At 27.4% G+C, this 18,009-nt stretch carries 16 protein-coding genes, 1 tRNA gene and 1 other RNA gene; 14 read left to right on the forward strand and 4 right to left on the reverse strand.

Annotated features, from left to right (window positions below; translation table 4 throughout):
- Positions 1-20: 20 nt before the first annotated feature.
- Positions 21-332 carry a thioredoxin family protein gene (locus tag T385_RS0101135; RefSeq protein ID WP_029905761.1) on the forward strand — a complete coding sequence of 104 codons (312 nt, stop codon included), beginning with the start codon at positions 21-23 and terminating at the stop codon, positions 330-332.
- A gap of 79 nt (positions 333-411) precedes the next feature.
- On the opposite strand, the gene T385_RS0101140 is transcribed toward T385_RS0101135, so the two are convergent.
- Positions 412-1,362: a LacI family DNA-binding transcriptional regulator gene (locus T385_RS0101140; protein ID WP_029905762.1), complete on the reverse strand. Its 951-nt coding sequence runs from the start codon at positions 1,360-1,362 to the stop codon at positions 412-414.
- Between the two features lie 146 nt (positions 1,363-1,508).
- Here T385_RS0101140 and ffs point away from each other — a divergent pair.
- From ffs to T385_RS0101150, 3 genes are all read left to right on the forward strand, one after another.
- Positions 1,509-1,597, forward strand: an RNA gene (gene ffs / locus T385_RS03625) — signal recognition particle sRNA small type.
- 138 nt (positions 1,598-1,735) lie between these two features.
- Positions 1,736-2,560, forward strand: coding sequence for an HpyAIV family type II restriction enzyme (locus T385_RS0101145; protein ID WP_051677947.1), 825 nt, complete (start codon positions 1,736-1,738; stop codon positions 2,558-2,560).
- Positions 2,550-3,668, forward strand: a complete 1,119-nt coding sequence (locus T385_RS0101150) for a site-specific DNA-methyltransferase (protein ID WP_029905764.1) — start codon at positions 2,550-2,552, stop codon at positions 3,666-3,668. Before T385_RS0101145 ends, T385_RS0101150 begins: the two co-directional genes overlap by 11 nt.
- Positions 3,669-3,693: 25 nt before the next feature.
- Here the strand turns inward: T385_RS0101150 and rsmD are convergent, their stop codons facing one another.
- Entirely contained in the window at positions 3,694-4,242 is a 549-nt protein-coding gene (gene rsmD, locus T385_RS0101155; RefSeq protein ID WP_029905765.1) for a 16S rRNA (guanine(966)-N(2))-methyltransferase RsmD, read from the reverse strand.
- A gap of 36 nt (positions 4,243-4,278) precedes the next feature.
- Here rsmD and def point away from each other — a divergent pair, with 36 nt between their 5' ends.
- Complete coding sequence (gene def, locus T385_RS0101160) at positions 4,279-4,857, forward strand: peptide deformylase (RefSeq protein ID WP_029905766.1); 579 nt, start codon at positions 4,279-4,281, stop codon at positions 4,855-4,857.
- Positions 4,858-4,955: 98 nt separating this feature from the next.
- Here def and T385_RS0101165 read toward each other — a convergent pair whose 3' ends face one another.
- Entirely contained in the window at positions 4,956-5,537 is a 582-nt protein-coding gene (locus tag T385_RS0101165) for a hypothetical protein (RefSeq protein WP_029905767.1), read from the reverse strand.
- Positions 5,538-5,605: 68 nt separating this feature from the next.
- On the opposite strand from T385_RS0101165, the gene T385_RS0101170 reads away from it, so the two are divergent.
- The 5 genes from T385_RS0101170 (at position 5,606) to T385_RS0101190 (ending at position 12,678) form a co-directional block, all read left to right on the forward strand.
- The gene (locus T385_RS0101170; RefSeq protein WP_029905770.1) at positions 5,606-7,894 is read left to right on the forward strand and encodes a HinT-interacting membrane complex protein P80; all 2,289 of its coding nucleotides are present in this window, start codon (positions 5,606-5,608) and stop codon (positions 7,892-7,894) included.
- 9 nt (positions 7,895-7,903) lie between these two features.
- Positions 7,904-9,349, forward strand: a complete 1,446-nt coding sequence (locus tag T385_RS0101175) for a HinT-interacting membrane complex lipoprotein P60 (RefSeq protein ID WP_051677948.1) — start codon at positions 7,904-7,906, stop codon at positions 9,347-9,349.
- A gap of 16 nt (positions 9,350-9,365) precedes the next feature.
- Positions 9,366-9,686: a histidine triad protein HinT gene (hinT, locus tag T385_RS0101180; protein WP_029905773.1), complete on the forward strand. Its 321-nt coding sequence runs from the start codon at positions 9,366-9,368 to the stop codon at positions 9,684-9,686.
- Between the two features lie 95 nt (positions 9,687-9,781).
- A complete protein-coding gene (locus T385_RS0101185) occupies positions 9,782-11,506 on the forward strand; it encodes a S8 family serine peptidase (protein ID WP_029905782.1) in 1,725 nt (574 codons plus the stop codon).
- Positions 11,506-12,678: a hypothetical protein gene (locus tag T385_RS0101190; protein ID WP_029905784.1), complete on the forward strand. Its 1,173-nt coding sequence runs from the start codon at positions 11,506-11,508 to the stop codon at positions 12,676-12,678. Before T385_RS0101185 ends, T385_RS0101190 begins: the two co-directional genes overlap by 1 nt.
- 75 nt (positions 12,679-12,753) lie before the next feature.
- Here T385_RS0101190 and T385_RS0101195 read toward each other — a convergent pair whose 3' ends face one another.
- On the reverse strand, positions 12,754-14,145 hold the full coding sequence (locus T385_RS0101195) for a M17 family metallopeptidase (protein ID WP_029905786.1): 1,392 nt from the start codon (positions 14,143-14,145) through the stop codon (positions 12,754-12,756).
- Positions 14,146-14,231: 86 nt separating this feature from the next.
- Between T385_RS0101195 and T385_RS0101200 the strand changes: the two genes are divergently transcribed.
- From T385_RS0101200 to T385_RS0101215, 4 genes are all read left to right on the forward strand, one after another.
- On the forward strand, positions 14,232-15,251 hold the full coding sequence (locus tag T385_RS0101200; protein ID WP_051677949.1) for a folate family ECF transporter S component: 1,020 nt from the start codon (positions 14,232-14,234) through the stop codon (positions 15,249-15,251).
- 41 nt (positions 15,252-15,292) lie between these two features.
- Positions 15,293-15,368: transfer RNA gene (locus T385_RS0101205), tRNA-Lys, on the forward strand.
- A gap of 292 nt (positions 15,369-15,660) precedes the next feature.
- Positions 15,661-16,446, forward strand: coding sequence for a DUF5378 family protein (locus tag T385_RS0101210; protein WP_029905791.1), 786 nt, complete (start codon positions 15,661-15,663; stop codon positions 16,444-16,446).
- Positions 16,447-16,553: 107 nt separating this feature from the next.
- Complete coding sequence (locus tag T385_RS0101215) at positions 16,554-17,774, forward strand: YitT family protein (RefSeq protein WP_029905792.1); 1,221 nt, start codon at positions 16,554-16,556, stop codon at positions 17,772-17,774.
- The last annotated feature ends 235 nt before the right edge of the window (positions 17,775-18,009 follow it).

An 18,009-nucleotide genomic window follows, 5' to 3' on the forward strand; every position in this document is an offset into this window, starting at 1 on the left:
CAATTGAAAGGGTGAAGAAAATGTTTTACGAAATTAATACGAACGAATATAACTCTAATGTTAGAGGCAAGGAAGAATTACACTTAGTTGTTTTTCATGCTATATGATGCCCTCCTTGCAGAATGTTCAAAGAATCATTACAACAATTAGCTGCAAATGATAATGTTCCAGTTTATAGAGTTGATGTAGATCAAAATAAAGAATTAGCTAATGAATTTCACGTTCAAAGCTTGCCAACATGATATGTTTTAAAAGGGAAAGAAATTATTCATACTGGAGTTGGATACTTACCATACCAAGAACTTGTTCAAGTAATTAATAAATTGAAATAACAATTAACTAAAAACCTTGTACTACTGGGTTTTTAATAAAATAAACAACAACTTAAAAATGGTTGTTGTTTATTTTATATTATTCAATAATTGTTGTTTTAAATGTTCGTTTTATTTTTTTATTTGTTGTGGCTGCGACGTTTAAAATCTCTTCCATTTCGTTTCCGATCGCAGAATAATTTATGTAAATTTTAGCTGTATATTTTTTTTGAGTATCATAAATTGATTTAAAACCAATATCAGTTAATCTAACGTTTTTATCTCCTGAGCTAATCATATTAATAAAAATTTCATGAGTTGAAGATACAACGTTAACTAAGTTTTTGTGGCGTAAAAAAGTTTGGAATTTTTGTACATCTTTTTGCGAACGGTTGTTATAAGTTTGAATTAAATAAGGAATTTTCAATTCTTCACATGCTTTGATGAATCCAGATACCCTGCTTTTTCTTTGTTCTAAAGATAATTTTTCATCTTCAGCATAAACAATTTTTTCGCCTTCATCAATATGTTCAAAAAGTTTTTTCGTTACATTGTAGAATGCTTCTTCATAGTCGATATCAACAGATGAAACATTTTGTGCATCGGAACCATAAATTAATCCAACTGTATCATCAAGATGTTCATCGATGAAATCAATAACTTTTTTTGTATTTTCTTTTGGTAAGAAAAAGACTATTGCACTAGGTTTTCAGGCTAAAACATATTTAATTGTTTCGATATAATATTCAGCGTTGTCTTCAGAATGAGTTATAAAAACACGTTTTTTATGTTTTTTTGCTTCTTCTTCAATCCCGTTCATAATTGCTGTATAAGCATTTTCATATCATTCAGGTACGATAATAAAAATACTATTGTCACGACCTCTAATTAATCGCGCCCCATGGTTTGGGTAATAATCATAAGCCTTAACCGCTTCTTCTATTTTCTTTTTAGTGTTTTTGCTTACATAACCTTTATTATAGTATCTTGATATTGTGGAAATCGAAACGCCAGCGGCTTTTGAGATATCTTTATATGATAATTTTTTCATATTTTAATTATATATTAATATTTGTATAAATTAAATTACATTAAAATTATCTAAAAAGCCTGTGGAAAAAGATTTTTAGTAAAATTTATTTTTACTATTTTATAACTAAATAATAGTAACATTTATTTTAATTAATAATATAATACTTTAGCTAACAAAACAATAACCTTATAACCTGGTCAGGACAGAAATGTAGCAGCCATATTAAGTAGTGTTGTGTTTGTTAGCTTTTTTTATTTTTTTATCAATTTTATAGGTTTTTTAGTTGTTTTAACTATGTGGATAAATCACTTCATTATCATTATTTTTAGCAATCAAAATAGCATTATTACTTATATTGTTTATAATTATATTAATAGATTTTTGGGGGATTATGTATATTTCATACGAAGCATTTGAAGAAAAAATAAATCAAGAATTAAAGATAAGTGTAGAAAAAATTTTAGAAGCAATTATTAAAAATCCAAAACGATTTATAAGCGTATTTAGGCCAACAAGCAAAAGGCAAAAAATAATTCAATTTATTTCACAAAGCCGAGAGATTAAATTTGGTGATTTTATGGAAAAAATAGTCAAAGAATATTTATCTATTAAAGGCTATAAAATTTTAAACAGAGATATCATTAATGAAAACAATGAAAAACAAAATATTGATCATCTTTTCAGTGATGGTAAAACAATTTTTATGGTTGAACAAAAAATTCGTGATGATCATGATAGTTCTAAAAAGCGCGGCCAGTTCGAAAATTTCAGATTGAAGTATGAGGCCATTAAAGAAAAATATAAAGATAAAGAAATTAATTCATACCTTTGGTTTATAGACCCTGATTTTGAAAAAAACAGAAAATTTTATTCACAATCTATTGAAAACACATTTGGTAATTGTGAAGATAATTTTTACTTAGTCTATGGAAAAGATTTTTTTAGCTTAATAAGTATGGATGATATGTGAGATGAATTAATCCAGCATATTAAAAAATACAGTTGTTTAAGCGATGATGTTTTAGAAATACCAAATTTTAGCAAAGATATAGAAGTTTTAGATGCACTGGTAAACTTAAAAAGTAATTTATGAAAGAAATTAAATTCTAATAATTCAAGTTCACTAAAAATTATTGAAGAGTATTTTTCTGATGGTGATAATCTTAAAAAAGCGAAAGATATAAGAATGAAAAGAGAGGTTAAAAATGTTAAATAGCATTATAAATGCTGATTGTTTAGAAGCTTTTAAAACTATACCTGATAACTGTATTGATTTAATATTTGCCGATCCTCCATATTGAATGCGAACCAGTGGGACATTATTAAGAGTCGAAGGAACTGAATTTAAGGGTGTGAATGATGATTGGGATAAATTTGATTCTAATCTTGAATATAATGAATTTACTAAAAAATGGCTTAGTGAATGTTATAGGGTTTTAAAAAAGAATGGTTCATTATGGGTAATTGGTGGTATGCAATGTATTTATAGTATTGGTGGAATAATGCAAGATATTGGCTTTTGAATAATTAATGATGTAATTTGAAACAAGAGTAATCCAACTCCAAATTTCAAAGGAACTAGATTAACAAATAGTCATGAAACCTTAATTTGAGCTACTAAAAATGAAAATTCTAAATACACTTTTAACTATAAAACAGCTAAAGAGCTAAATATTGATGTTGAAAATTATTCTAAGGGTAATCGTAAGCAACTTGGATCTGTTTGGAGATTTTCAGTAGCTAGCGGTAATGAAAGATTAAAGGATCAGAATGGTCAGAAACTTCATAATACACAAAAACCCGAAGAGTTGCTTTATAGAATTATTAATATTAGTTCAAAAATAGGGGATACGGTTTTAGACCCTTTTGGTGGCACAATGACCACAGCCAAAATTGCAAAACAAACAGGCAGAAATTACATAATGATTGAAAAAGAAAAAAAATATTGTGATTACGGACAACGAAGAATAGATGAAACCACAGTTAAAATAACTGATATTGAAAAAGCAACTTTTGATATTAAACCATTAAAAGCACCATTGAAAGATATGGTTCAAGCTAATTATTTACAAGAAAATGAACAATTTTTTCTTTACAATCAATCTCACAAAAAAGCTTTTCTAACTAAAGATGGTAAACTTTTACTCGAAGGCGGATCTGTAGTTGACATACATACCGCTGCAGCTCAATTATCAAATAAAAAATCAGCAAGAGTAAATGGTTTTGATTACTGATTTGTGAAACGAGATAATAAATTAGTTCCACTTAAGAATATTCGTGAGGAATATCGTAACCGCTTACTATCTTATGAAAAAAATCTATAAATATTTAGATAATAAAAAAAGGCGCTTAGTTATTATTAGCAATAAAACTAACTAATATCTCGCCATATTTTTTTTGTTTTTGAATAGTTAAGTTCTCTGGGGTTTCTAAGATTAATTCTGCTTCATGTTCGACAACCAATAGCCCATTTTTTGCTAATAATTTACCTTTGGAAATTAATTTTATTACTTCAAAATAAAGATTTTTGTCTTTATAAGGTGGATCAAAAAATATAAAATCATATTTACAGCCTTCCTTATTTTTTAAATAATTTAAGACATCAATATTATTTATTTCAATATTATTTGCGCCTAATTTTGAGCAATTATTTTTAATTATTTTAACTGCTCTATAGTCGTTTTCGACAAAAATAGCTTTCATTGCTCCATTACTAATTGCTTCTAGTCCAAAAGCACCTGAACCAGCACATAAATCAAGAAAAATAGCTTCTTCTAAATCATAGCGAATTGATGAAAAAATAGCTTCGCGTATTTTATCCTTAGTTGCTCTCGTTATTTCTTTAGGTGGCTGTTCGATAATCTGATGTCTATACTTTCCCGAGATAATTCTTAACATTTTTGCTCCTTAGTTACTTTATTATATAATTATTTTATGTATAAAATTAATTTAGTTAAATTACCTAAAAAAGTATTACGCGAAAAATCTAAAGAAGTCAAAATCCCATTAAGTGCCGAAGATATAGAATTAGCTGAAAAAATGATTTGACATATTGATGATTCACAACAAGAAGGATCGAAATTCCAGCCTGGTGTAGGGGTTGCAGCTGTGCAGTATGGTATTTTGAAACGTATGTTTTACATCAATGCTTCAATGGCTGATCCAGCAAACTCGCATAATGTTATTGAGCTTAAAGATGTGTTGATTAACCCTGTAGTAGTGGCAAAAAGTGATTTTGAAGTCGCATTAAATGAAGGGGAAGGTTGCTTATCTGTTTCTTATACTTGACCAAATCAAGACGGATATGTTTATCGGAAAAATCGCATAGTTATCGATGCATATTCATACAATGAGAAAAAAATAAAAAGATATGATTTAACTGGTTACTTAGCAATCGTGGCTCAGCATGAGTTAGACCATTTAGAGGGCAAATTATTCGTTGATCGGATCCAGCATAAACAACCTTGAAACAAAAAGCAAAATTCACGGTTAATTAATCAAGGTGATATGTAGCTAAAAAAACTGTAGCACAGTGTTTTTGGCTACAACTTTTTTTTTATTTTAATATTTTTTGCTTAAACAACTGTATTACAAGTATATCAGTAAAAAAGCTATGATATTTCTTCATAACTTTTATATATTTCTCGAAAGATTGGAATTTTTAAACCAGAGACTTCTAACTCAAGCATCTTAGTTACATCAATATTGTCGTAAATTCTAATAAAACGATAATCATCACTTAAAATAAGTAATTTTGTGTATTTTTCATCGGCAAAAAGTTCAATTATTTTATCAATATAGATTTTTTTGTTTTTATAAATTGTTTTAATAAAGAAACTTTTTTGAGACGTATCGCTAGCTTTTAATATTTTTTTAAAATGGGGGTTATCTAGTTTTTTTAGCTTATTTGAATTTGTACCGATTATGATATCTAAATATATTTGTCCACCATCGTAACTAAAATGAGGAATTAATGAACCCATATATTTAGATTCTAAAAAAATAAATTCTGGATATTTTTCTTTTAATTTTAAAAAATCTAAGTATCACAAGGCAATATGTAATTCACCATTTTTAATGGTTGTGTCTTTTGTCTGAAAATGCTTATTCACAGTATTAATAGAAAAAAACATCTCTTCATTTTTTAGAATCGAAACTAATTTATTATATGCGGTTGCTAAAATATTTTTCATATGGTAATTATATTATCATAAAAAAGAATATTATATATAATATTAAATATTAGTATTTAAGGAGAATTATGGCTAAAGTTAAAAAAGAATCATTTTTTGAGAGATTAACTAAGAAAAATGCCCAACAAGGCGGATCATCTCAATCTAATAAACCACCTAAGCGTAAAAAATGAGTATTTCTAGTTCCTGCAACAATTTTAGTAGGTGCTGTAGCAGCTGGGATTACTATTCCATTAGCAATTAATAGTACTCGTAAAATAATTAACGAAAAGCTTAAAGATGATGTTTTAGTTTATACAATTACCTTACCTAATGGGGAAAAAATTACCTATAAAATAGGCGAATTAGGTTTAGAAAAAGCTAATGAAGTTGCTAAAGACCCCGAAAAACAATTAGAACAACTTTACAAAATCATGGTTTACTATCTTTATGATCAAGAAGTTAAGGCTTCAGAAGAATATCAAAGATTATGAAACTCTTCACGTGAACCAGAGGAAAAAGAAAGCAAAACTATTGCATTAAAACCTATTAGCGAGTTAAAGAAAAAACATGAAAATTTAATTGCTGACGTACGTGATCAAATGATTAAAGTTTTCGGTTATGAAAAATGAGAAAAACAATTTACCGAATGATTAGGTAAAAACTTTAATGGTTCAAAAACAGTTGAAGAAGCAGTTGATCACCAAGTATACCAAGAAATTCAGCGTGATGCGTTGCGTCGTTTTAGACTTTCAACAACAGCTAATATTAAAGATATTAAACGTAAAGCAAATGCTGATATTAAGAAAATTGGAGCTGATGGAAAAGTAACTGATGAAATTTTATTTAGACAAGGTGATTTAGTTTTCCCATGATTGCAAAAAGACAAAAACTACTTTGAAATCGAAGGAATTGACAAAAAAATTACTTTTGTAACTGAAAGTTTTGTTGCCACAGAAAAAAATGGAAAAACTTTTAATACTGAAACTAAAGATGGCGAAAAATTTATTGATTCATGATTAGCTAAAGAAAAAATTTATTTATCAAGTCGCTTTACTTTACCTGGTGTAGTACCCGCAACTCAATCAAAAGATAGCAAAATTAAAGGTGGAACTTGAACAGTTAATGCTGACCAATTCCTTAAAACTTTATATATGTGACCTCGTGCTATTAATAACACATTAAAATCAAATTTTGATGTTATTTCAAGCAAGCTAAGTGATTACAAAACCATAGCAGAGAAGGTAAAAAACAACAAAAATGAACTTAGTCCAGAAGCAATTGATTATGGTCTTGTTTTAGCTCAACTTTCAAGTGATTCAGATGAAATTAAAAACAACTGAGGAACAGATGGCGTTAAATCATTTACTAACTTATTAACCGCAGGTGGCGACAATGCTCTTGAATCATTAAGCTTTTTGAGTGGTGTATTAAAAAGTGGAACTTCTAACTCAAGCGATGATTCAAAACTTAAAGAAATTGATTTATTCACAGAATTAAAGAAAATTGCTAAAGAAATTGAAAAAGCAGCCGGCATTCAAGACAATCAAATTCCGCAATACAATAGTAATAATGAAGAAAACGTTAAAAAAATTAGTGAATATAATGAAAAAATTCAAGAATTTTATGAAAATCCAGACAGCAGAATTACAGTTAGAGAAAATGATAAAGATGTAGAGAAGAAAATTAATGAATATGTTGCCGATGCAATTAAGAAAATTTTTGTAAATGAGCAAGGTAAATATGATACTGTTTACAAACTAAAAGATCAACAAGGGTGAAAAATATTATTAACTACTAAGGGTATCACTTTAATTAAATCCGCTCATATTAACTCCGCTCCTGACGTCAAAAAAGATGTTAAAGAAATGATTATTAGCGATTTCTACTTAAAAGAAAAATACAAAAATTTAAGCGGTGTTCACTACAATATCTTGGCTCAATTAAATAAAGACAATTCTTCTAAAAACACTGTAATTAAGGCATTATTGCATGATAACGACTTTAAAGATCATCTAAAAAAACAATACAATATTTATGATTTAGATAAAGACAATAATTTAACTTATAAAGTGGATAAATCAGGAAAAGTTATTGGTGGTAAAAAATACACCGATGATGATATTGATAACTTTATTGAACAAAATAAACAAGCCAATTACTATAACCGCAGAAGTGATGTCCTTAAATATTCAAAATCTCTTGAAACTTACATTAATACTTTAGCGGATAGCAACTTAAATAATGACTTTGTGCGTAATGGTGATAATAAAGTTTATCTTGTAAATAATAATGATAACTATAAGAAAACCGCATATGAAATTTTAGAAAAAGTCTTACGTGATGAAATTTTAAATGTATCACGAGGAAGCAAATAGGAGGTAATTATGAGTAAAAAGCTATTTAAAAATTTATTATCTTTATGTCCAGCCTTATTATTACCAACAGTTGCAGTTTCATGTGGCGGAGTTAAAATTGATTCAAAAGAAAAAATTGATCAAGATAAAAAATTAAGCAAAATTCGTGATGAAGTTTCAAAACAATATGTGCAAAGTATTTTAGCTTCGCTTTATGGAATTAATGTTAGTGACGCAAACAAATTAACTATTTATCAAGAATCATTTAAAAATAAAAATTCGCAACTATATAAAGATAGTTTAAAAGCATTTAGACTTTATGAAAGTGATAAAAAAACAGCAAATAGCCACTATTTTGAAGAAAAAATTAATGAATGAGCTAAAGCTAATATTTTTACCTCTCAAGAATTAGCCGCTTTTGGTGATGTTCGTGCAACTCAACCTCTTACCGAAGAACAATTCATACTATTATGATTAAAAGACAAAACTCAAATCAGAAATGAAATTGAAAAAATGCTTTTAGTGCATAAATATTTTGAAATTGGTAACCGAAAATTAGATGACGATAAAGAAAAAAATCTTAAGAAAAATGTTGAAGAACTTAAAAAACTAGATAAAGATTTCAAATACGACAAAAATCTTAAATATGAGTTGGAATATTACACAATAATTAAGTACGCTTTAGAAAAAAAACTAGTGCAACAATGAGAATTTGATGGCTCAACAGACGTTAAACACCCATTTTTCATCACACCACACGCTACAATTACAGGCATTAATAGTTTCAATGATTTCTTCATTAAAAAAGGAATCAAAGGCAATGCAAAAACTAAAAAAATAGTTAGCGATTTTGAACTATTAAGAGAAAAAGCAACTAGTGAAACACAAAATGAAAAGCAACCAGATCAATGATTAGACGGCTACAAAGGCTTTAAAACTGGATTTACTAGCTACAATCTTTCTTGAGATTATGAAAATCTTAAAAATAAAGAAGCAAATAGACTTTATGGATATTATGATGCTAATAATAATCGAATTATTAATTTAGATTTTATTTCAGCAGATACATTTAAAATTGAACCTTACAAGCGAGGCGAAAATTCGGATAAACCAATTGTTGCTTATATTAACCAAATCGCACCAATTGGAGCAGCTAAAGAAGTTGAATTACCTAATTCAGAAGATGCTAAAAAAGATGAAAAAACTAAAGTTAAACTTTTAACATTCAATGGTACCTTTTTCCGTGATAAATTAGACCTAATTTCATTTATCTTTTACTTAAAAGATGGATCACTTTATGATAAAGCTATTAATTCATATGCGAAATTAGGCTTTAAAATTAAAATTAATATCGATAACGATATTGTTAAAGAAGCTTTAAAAGACTTGGTTTTTGTGGAAAAAGAAGAGAAAAAAGACGGCAAAGATAATAAAGACGGCAAAGATAAAAAAGATAAAGATTCGAAACAAAAATAGAATATAAGGAACAATTATGGATCATATTTTTTTGGACATTATTGACCGCAAAATTCCAGCCGAAATTATTTATGAAGATGATAAATGCATCGCTATTATGGATAAATTCCCAATTCAACCTGGACACTTTTTAGTTATTCCAAAAGTAAAATCAGCTAACATTACAGAAGCTAGTGAAGAATATGCTTCACATTTAATTAATGTTGCCCGTAAACTCGGTAAACAAAGAGTTTTGGACACTAATTATGGTGGTTTTAAAATTATTATTAATACAGGCGCCGAAGCTGAACAGACTATTTTTCATACACACGTACATGTTATTCCATACAAAAAATAACAATAAAAACATGGTATAGCCATGTTTTTATTGTTGCGATATCTTTCTTAATATTTAAACAAATATAAAATGATAAAATTTTATAGGAGGAAGAAATGAAAAAATTGCTTTTACAAAAAGTTTTTTATGGAATGATACCATTATCGCCGATTTTTTTAACTTCTGCATTCATTAATAATTGGAACACAGAAAATAGTGATTCTCCAAACAATCCAAATTCAGAATTATTATATAAAAATGTTTCACACGTTTATGATGAAGCACTTAAACCAATAGGTGTTTTAGGATTTAAAAAATGGTTATTAGAAAATAATGGTGGTTCTTATAAGAGGGTTAAAGTTGGGATAATCGATAATGAACATGTAGATTTTGGTCAAATAATTCAACCCAAAAACTCAAATTTAAAATATAAAACATTTTCGGGTACAAATGAAGATTTTTCAGAAAGAACTGAACATTCGACTAAAGTTGCATCTTTTATCGGAGGAGTATCAGGAATTAATCCATATGCTGAATTGTATAGCTTTGGTAAAACCAAAGACATGGATGATTTGATTAAGAAATTAAATTGAGCTGTTCAAGAAGGGGTTAAAGTTATAAACATTTCGATGGGTCCAGATCTATCATTTTTAAAAGATATTTTAAATTGAATTGATGAATTTAAAAAAGATGAGAATACTGAACATTTAATAAAAATTTATCAGCATTTAAGCACTAATTGGTGGCCATATAGTTCTAAAATGGGTTCAATCATAGATGAGTATTCTTATAAATATGGAATTATTTTTGTAGGTGCTTCTGGAAATGAGTATGATGAGTATGAACAGATTTTTGAAAAAATAAGGGAATTGCATAAGATCCATCCTGAAAACAATTTACTAGAGAAAATATATAATCTTTTTTTATCATCTAAAGCTTTTTTACCAACTTATAAAAATACAAGCTTCAATATGATTAGTGTTGGTGCAATTACTCCACATTTCCAATTAAATTCTATTATCAATATGCCAACTCATTTTAAATTCACACCTGACTTTAATTTTATTTCGGCAATTAACGGTTTTAATATAACTTGAAAAAATAAAGAATTAGAAAAACCTGATATCTATAAAAGAAATCCAATTGGAACAAGTTTTACCAGTCCAATAATCACCGGTCTTATATCTTTATTGATTTCCACTTATCACAGTAAGGTAGATTGAGAAATTGATACATCTGACATTAAAAGTATTTTTGCTTTGAATTCTGTTTATGCTAAAAATTATACAGGTGTTTCAAAAATTTTTACAGATGAGATGGATAAATATAATAGAGGAGGTAAGAAAAGATTAACTGGTTATGGAATGCCAAATTGAGTTAAAATTAGAAAATTTTTTGAAAATAAAAACAAAAAGAACAAATGATCGAGCATTGATTTTGAAGAAAATTATTATGGTGACAATTTACAAACTAAAGTTTTAAAAGATTTTATCGATATACAACCGCAAAGTAGATATCGTCTAGCTTTATCTTGAATGCAATCTGGCTGAAATCCTAAATATTATTTTAGCGATTTTGGCAGTCAAACACCGGAACAGCTGGAATGGTTTTTCAAATTATCAAGTGACTATTCATTAGATTTAAAAGGACAAAATATATCCCGATGAGCTGATATACCTTTTGGAAATCATGAATTTATCCATCAAATAAACACTAGTGATACGAATATTAAGTATGACTTGTATATAGGTTACAAAAAAGATACTCAAGACTTTAAGTCTATTGGATCTAAAAATATTAACAAAAGAAAATTGAAGTTATATTATAAGGAGGGGGATTAATGAAAATTAATAAATTAATAATTAATTCTGTATTATTTCCAATTTTATTAACTCCTTCATTAACTTCATGCTCCTATAAAGAGCAAAATTTAAAATTAGATTTTCATAATATTCAAGAAAAAATGAATGAAACCATTAAAGCAAACATCGAAAAATTCAATCTATACACTAACCATGATCGAAAAATTATTTTTAATCAAGATAATACACCAAAATGGGATGAAATAATTACAATTAAAGACTCTGATATATCAAAAAATATTTTTAATCAAGATACAGAAGTTACGACTAACTATATTGCTCTATCTAAATTCTTAGCCTTCCCATTTGATTTTTTAGCTCGAAATTATGATAAAAATAAGGAAATTCCTAATCAAAAAAAATTTTTTGAAAATTATTTCAATAATCACCATAGAATTTTAATGAGCAACCAATTTAAACATTACATTGGTTATAAAAATGATTTATTATATAATGCTCCAATAACTAAAAAAATTCTATCTGGTAATCAACTTGAAAAAAATTATGATAAATATATTGAATATATTAGGAAAAGTTCAAAAATAATCAACGAGCCAGTTTATGATTGGTGATTAGCCTTTAATGATGATTTTAATTATAAAAATTTGTTAAGTTTTGAACCTTATAGCAATGACAAAAATTTATTAAAAAATAAACTCTACTTTGTTTTTAATGCCCCTGTTTTGGTTTTGAATAATTGATGAGATGATATCGAAGAATCGACAGAAATATTTGGTTGATATCCAGAAATAAAAGATGGCCGATTACTATTTTCAAGAATTATTAAAAATCAAAAATTAGATAAAATTAAAACTGATTTTTTAAATTTTCCAAGTCATATTTCGCGACACATTGCAATGAAAAGCTATATATTTGATTTAGATAAATTAGTACTCAATTTAGGCATTAATCTCAACAAATTCAACATTGAAGAACATATAAGAATTAATTTCAATAAAATTTATAAAAATTTTGACAATGAACTTCCAAAAAATAGTATCTCAAAGGAAAATGATTTAATTAAGCTTTTAAAAAATAATGGAATTAGCAATAGACAATACAATTTTTGAAAGCAACAAATAGATAATCTTGATGATGAATCACTTTTAAATAAATTTCTTTTCGAAAAATACCTTATAGTTCCTAATTAAAAAAATAAAAAAACAGCATTAAGTGATATGCGTCCAGGATTCTGGGTACATATCAAGAATACTGTTTTTTTATTTTTATATTAATGATAATTCTACTAATGTTCTTACCATTACTCCTTGTGGCTCTTCACTAATGTCTGCAGTACCTGCAACATCTAAGTGAATGTATTCCACATCTTCGGTAAATTCTTTTAAAAACATAGCGGCTGAGCAACTTCCGGCGTTTCCAGATAAATCAGTGTTTTTTAAGTCTGCAACTTTTGAAGCTTTAATGTTTTTGCTAAATGCTTCATCAAAAGGCATTCTTCAAATTAATTCCTGTGATCTTTCGCTCGCTGCTTTAATATCTTCTCATGCTTTATCACTAGTAGCTCATGCTCCGGTGTAGGTTGTTCCTAAAGCAACTAAAATTGCACCAGTTAGTGTAGCCACGTCAATTAAACGTGTAGCTTTTAATTTTCTAACTGCATAAGTTAAACCATCAGCTAAAACCAATCTACCTTCAGCATCTGTATTGTTGATTTCAACGCTTTTACCATTCATTGAATATCATACACTGTCAGGTAATGAAGCGTCACCATTTACACGGTTATCGGTAATACACATAATTGCTGCAAAGTTTTTTTTTGGTTTTAATTGTGCGATCGATTGTAAGGCACCGGCCACAATTGCTGCACCAGACATATCATATTTCATGCCTAGCATTGAACGAGCAGGTTTAAGTGAGTATCCACCACTATCGAATGTAATACCTTTACCAACTAAAACAGTTTTTTCTTTAGATGATGGGTCTCCGTTGTATTCAATTACAACAACTCTTGGTTCATACATACTTCCACGGTTAACTGAAAGTAATAATCCCATTTTATTTTCTTCAATTTGTTTTCTGTTTAGAATAGAAACTTTTAAGTTGTCATATTTAGCTAAATCTTCAGCCACAATTTGAGCTAATTTTTCTGAATTTAAGATGTTTGGAGGTGTAACTTGTAAATTACGCACAAAGTTAACACTTTTAGCCACAATTAAAGCCTTATTGAAACGATCTTGTACTCATTCTGGCACTTCGTTTAAATATGGAACTAATCTAAATTTGCTCTCTTGTTTTTCAACTTTAGCATTGTATAAGTCAGCATGAGCAAAGTAAATTCCTTTAACCATTGCTTCAACAACGCCGCCATAGCAAATACCATCAGTTGTAAAACTATCGACATCAACTTGGTAACTTCTGCCTAAATTCAATGAAAGATTTTTGAAAAAAGTTACATATTCATTTCATTGTTTAATTGATTTATCAGCTTTTTCTTTCTCTCCCATGTAAACATAAGCTAATTTTTGATCTAAATACTCAGTTGCAGCGAATTTTTTTTCAATTAAGTTGCTTAATTTAATGTTTTCTAAATCTTCCTTAAATAGCGCTTTTAATAAAATATCTTCGCTTCTTTTTGTACTGATTTCGTTAAAAAGCATTTTTTCTCCTTAAATAAATGTTTATAAATAATAATAATATTTTACTATTTATATGTTAAATATCTCAATTTTATTATAATAAATATATGAATTTACACAAGAACGAACAAAACAACGAAAAAGGTTTTTTTAATAAGCTGAAATCATTTTCATTGCTAGGCAATTTTACAATCCGCAAAATAACTTTTGTGGGAATTTTAATAGCACTAGCGGTTGTTTTTTATATAGTTGTTGTCCAAATTTTTCCTTTAGTTGCTTCCAATCCAGGCTGAAAAAGTTCATTTATTGGTTTGCCAATTAAAATTAGTGGTTTTATTTTTGGCCCCGCAATTGGTGGATTGGTGGCGCTTTGTTCCGATTTAATTAGTTTTTTATTACTTCCGGGTGCTTATAATCCAATTTATACAATGGTTGCAATGGTGTCTGGAATTGTGGCTGGAATTACAGGCAAATTATTTTTAAATGTGTTTAAATTTATGCTTTCAGGCGATTTTAGAATTAGTAACATTGATCAAAAAATTTATTCAATCAGTGACAAAATTAGATCTTTAAAACTAGCTTTTAATGAAAATTCTAAACAAATTAGAAAGCTTGAAGACCAAATGATTCAACTTTACCTTAAGCGTCAAAGCATTATGATTAAGAAAAATGAAAGTATGCTTGTGAATTTCAACCTTATTATTGCTTTAATTTTATTAATTACAACTATTATTGCGATGATTTATATTTTTGGCTACTTAATTCCACAAGATATTATTGATCGCAGTATTATACCATCTAGAATTGGTCTTATTATTATAATAAATAGTGGTTTTTGCTCAATGTCAGTTTTTTTAGTGATTGCTAGATTTAAAATGAGCCACCACAAATATATTATTATTGTACCAATTGTAATTATGTCAATGTGAATTGAACTTATTAATGTGCCACTTCTTGCATATGCAGATCAAAGTTTTGCTTCAGGTATTCCAGATGATATTTTAGTTTATATGTTTCAATACATTATAATTAGCCCAGTAAAAATTTGATTTAACCTGCTAATTATTTATTACACATACATAATTATTAATCCATTGATTACTAAAAACTCAAAAATATCATATTAGTTATCGAAACATATAAAATGTGATATACTATGTTTCGATATGCACCGTTAGCTCAGTCGGTAGAGCAGATGGCTCTTAACCATCGGGTCACAAGTTCGAGCCTTGTACGGTGTACCATATGTTTATAACTGCCGCTATTTGCGGCTTTTATTTTTTTAAAAAAATTATATTAATTATTTTTGTTCCCAAAATAGCTGTATCAAAAATGTTTTGGGAACAAGACAACTAAAATATTATATTTAAATTTTGGTATAATTAAATGATGAAACAAAGTTTGCTAACCTTTGATATTGTTTACCTTTATATTGTATTAATTTCACTATTATCTATAATAATAACTAATATGTTTTATACCTATATGCCTAAAATATTTATTAAGCATAAGAAACAGTGAAGTAAAAGTAAATTTATGTCTTTTTTTTACGATCATAGTAAAAAAGTTAAAATAATATGCTGGCAAATAGTGGGTATTTTTTTCCTTTCTTATCTTATTTATTTTCGCTTTTTCAATGACTGAGTAAAATTAATTAATTATGCTACAAACTTAGATTGGTCTAAGATTAAAACTCCAGATTATAACCATTCCACAATATTTAGCTCAGCCTTATTATTAGATATGTGTCCATTTATGGCTATAGTTCTTTCATTACTTTTTATTTTTGATTATAAAGGCAAAATTTCATCTTTTTTTGCTCCCTACTGTATTTTCGGTGGAGTGCTTACTGTAAATTTTGTTAGATTTTCTGAACCAAATATACCTTTTAATTTACATTATTTTTTTGTTGGTACAACAATCAACCCGCTTTATTTTTTTATGCATTGATACTTAATGGTTTTTGGGATTTTGGCTTTTAGAAGAAATAAAAATCCCAACTATTTTGATTTAGTTTACTTGCATTTAATAGCAATTTTATATTTTAGTTATGTTCTTATTATTTCAAGTGATTTTAAGGTTTCTTATAATATAACTGGTATCCGCGAATATGATTGAAACCCTGGTGGGGAATATGAGGGGGTAAGTATGATTTTTAATAATAAAGTTTCTTACCCTTGGATCATGATTATTGGTTTTACCTTTGTATGGTTTATTATTGTATCAATGTGAATATTAAGAGTTTTATATACAAAAAATGCTGATAAGATATCTAAAATTTTTAAAACTAAAAAAAATATTGAAAAAAAATTACAATATTAATGATTATTTTATTACCAAAAACACTGTAGCACAGTTTTTTTGGTATTTTTTCTAAATTAAAAAATAAATGTGATTTATTGATAAATAAAAATTAATATAATTAAAATATGAATAATGAAGAGAAGAAAAATAATGAGCTAAACACAACTAAAGCTTATAGGCTTTTTGGTAATTTTGTTAAAAATAGAAAAAAAGTTAGTGAAAGCTTATTGCATTTTAAATCATTTCACAAAATTAAAAGAGAGTGATTACAATATCTGATAGTTTTTTTAATAGCCATTATTTATGCTTTTGCAATATTTATTTTTGTTCAAATTACAGGACTTTATGAAACAGGTTTAACGGGTCTTTGCCAAGCAATAGCTCGTCTAGTCAAAGTTTCAATAGCTAAAAATGGAGTTGATGAAAAAATAGTTAAGCTTATTTACAATATTTTATTCTGGGGCTTAAATATGATTGGAAACATACCAATTATCATTTTTGGTTATATTAAGCTTGGGAAAAAAATATGTTGGATGACATTAACGTTTTTAGTTTCAATGTCTTTAGCTGGTTTTGTTATTGCATCAATACCTGGCAGTGATAGATTATTTATTTTGGGAGACCCAAATACACAAGTTACACACAATGGTCAAGATTTATTAGCAAATGTAGATATTATTCACTGGCAAAGTTTTAACTTGCGACACTTATCAATAATTTTCTATGCTATTATTTTTGGATTCGTTCAAGCCGCCATTATGTCTATTGTTATGATTTTCGATGCTACTAGTGCAGGGTTTGATATTTTTGCAATTTACCTTTCTCGCCGAAACTTTAGAGATTTGGGCTCAATGTTCTTCGTTATTAATGTGATCTCATTATTAATTGCTAACCTTTTAGGAACTTATTTACCCAACGCAATTCAGTTAAATTCGATTGAATTAGCTAAAATTGATGATATTTTTGATTATGAACCGGGTAATGTTTATAAATTAGAAAACTATTTTAATATAACTTTAATTGCTAACTTTATCCTTATTATTACCAATAGTGCATCCTTAAATATTTTTTATCCAAAGTTTAAATTAGTTAAAGTTGAAATAATTACACCGCATGCAAAAGAAATTGCAAAAATCCTAACTCATTTTGATGGAAAACACTTTTCAGCAAGTATTCATAAGTTTGTCGGAGGATTTAGCGGAAATGAGCAACAAATGGTTGTTACGAATTGCATTTTTATGGATGCAGCAATAATTTTAAATAAAGTCCGTGAAATTGACGAATCAGCCCTATTTACAGTAATTGATATTAAAAAAATGGACGGATACGTATATATTAATGATTAATCAATTTATTTGCTTTTTTTACTTTTTTCATTAATATACAGTATTTTTTGGAACATATAATGAATTTGTTTTTTTAAAAATAGATCTTTTTTTACTTTGCAATTATTCCAAAAAAATAATATTAGAATTTTAATTTGCTTATTATGTTTCCAAAACACTTGTACTACAGTCGTTTTGGGAACAATAAAACTTAAAAACCATCAAGTAAAAACAAATAATAATTAATATATTATAA

Source organism: Mycoplasmopsis opalescens ATCC 27921 (genome assembly GCF_000712185.1).
Classification (GTDB): domain Bacteria; phylum Bacillota_I; class Bacilli_A; order Mycoplasmatales; family Metamycoplasmataceae; genus Mycoplasmopsis; species Mycoplasmopsis opalescens.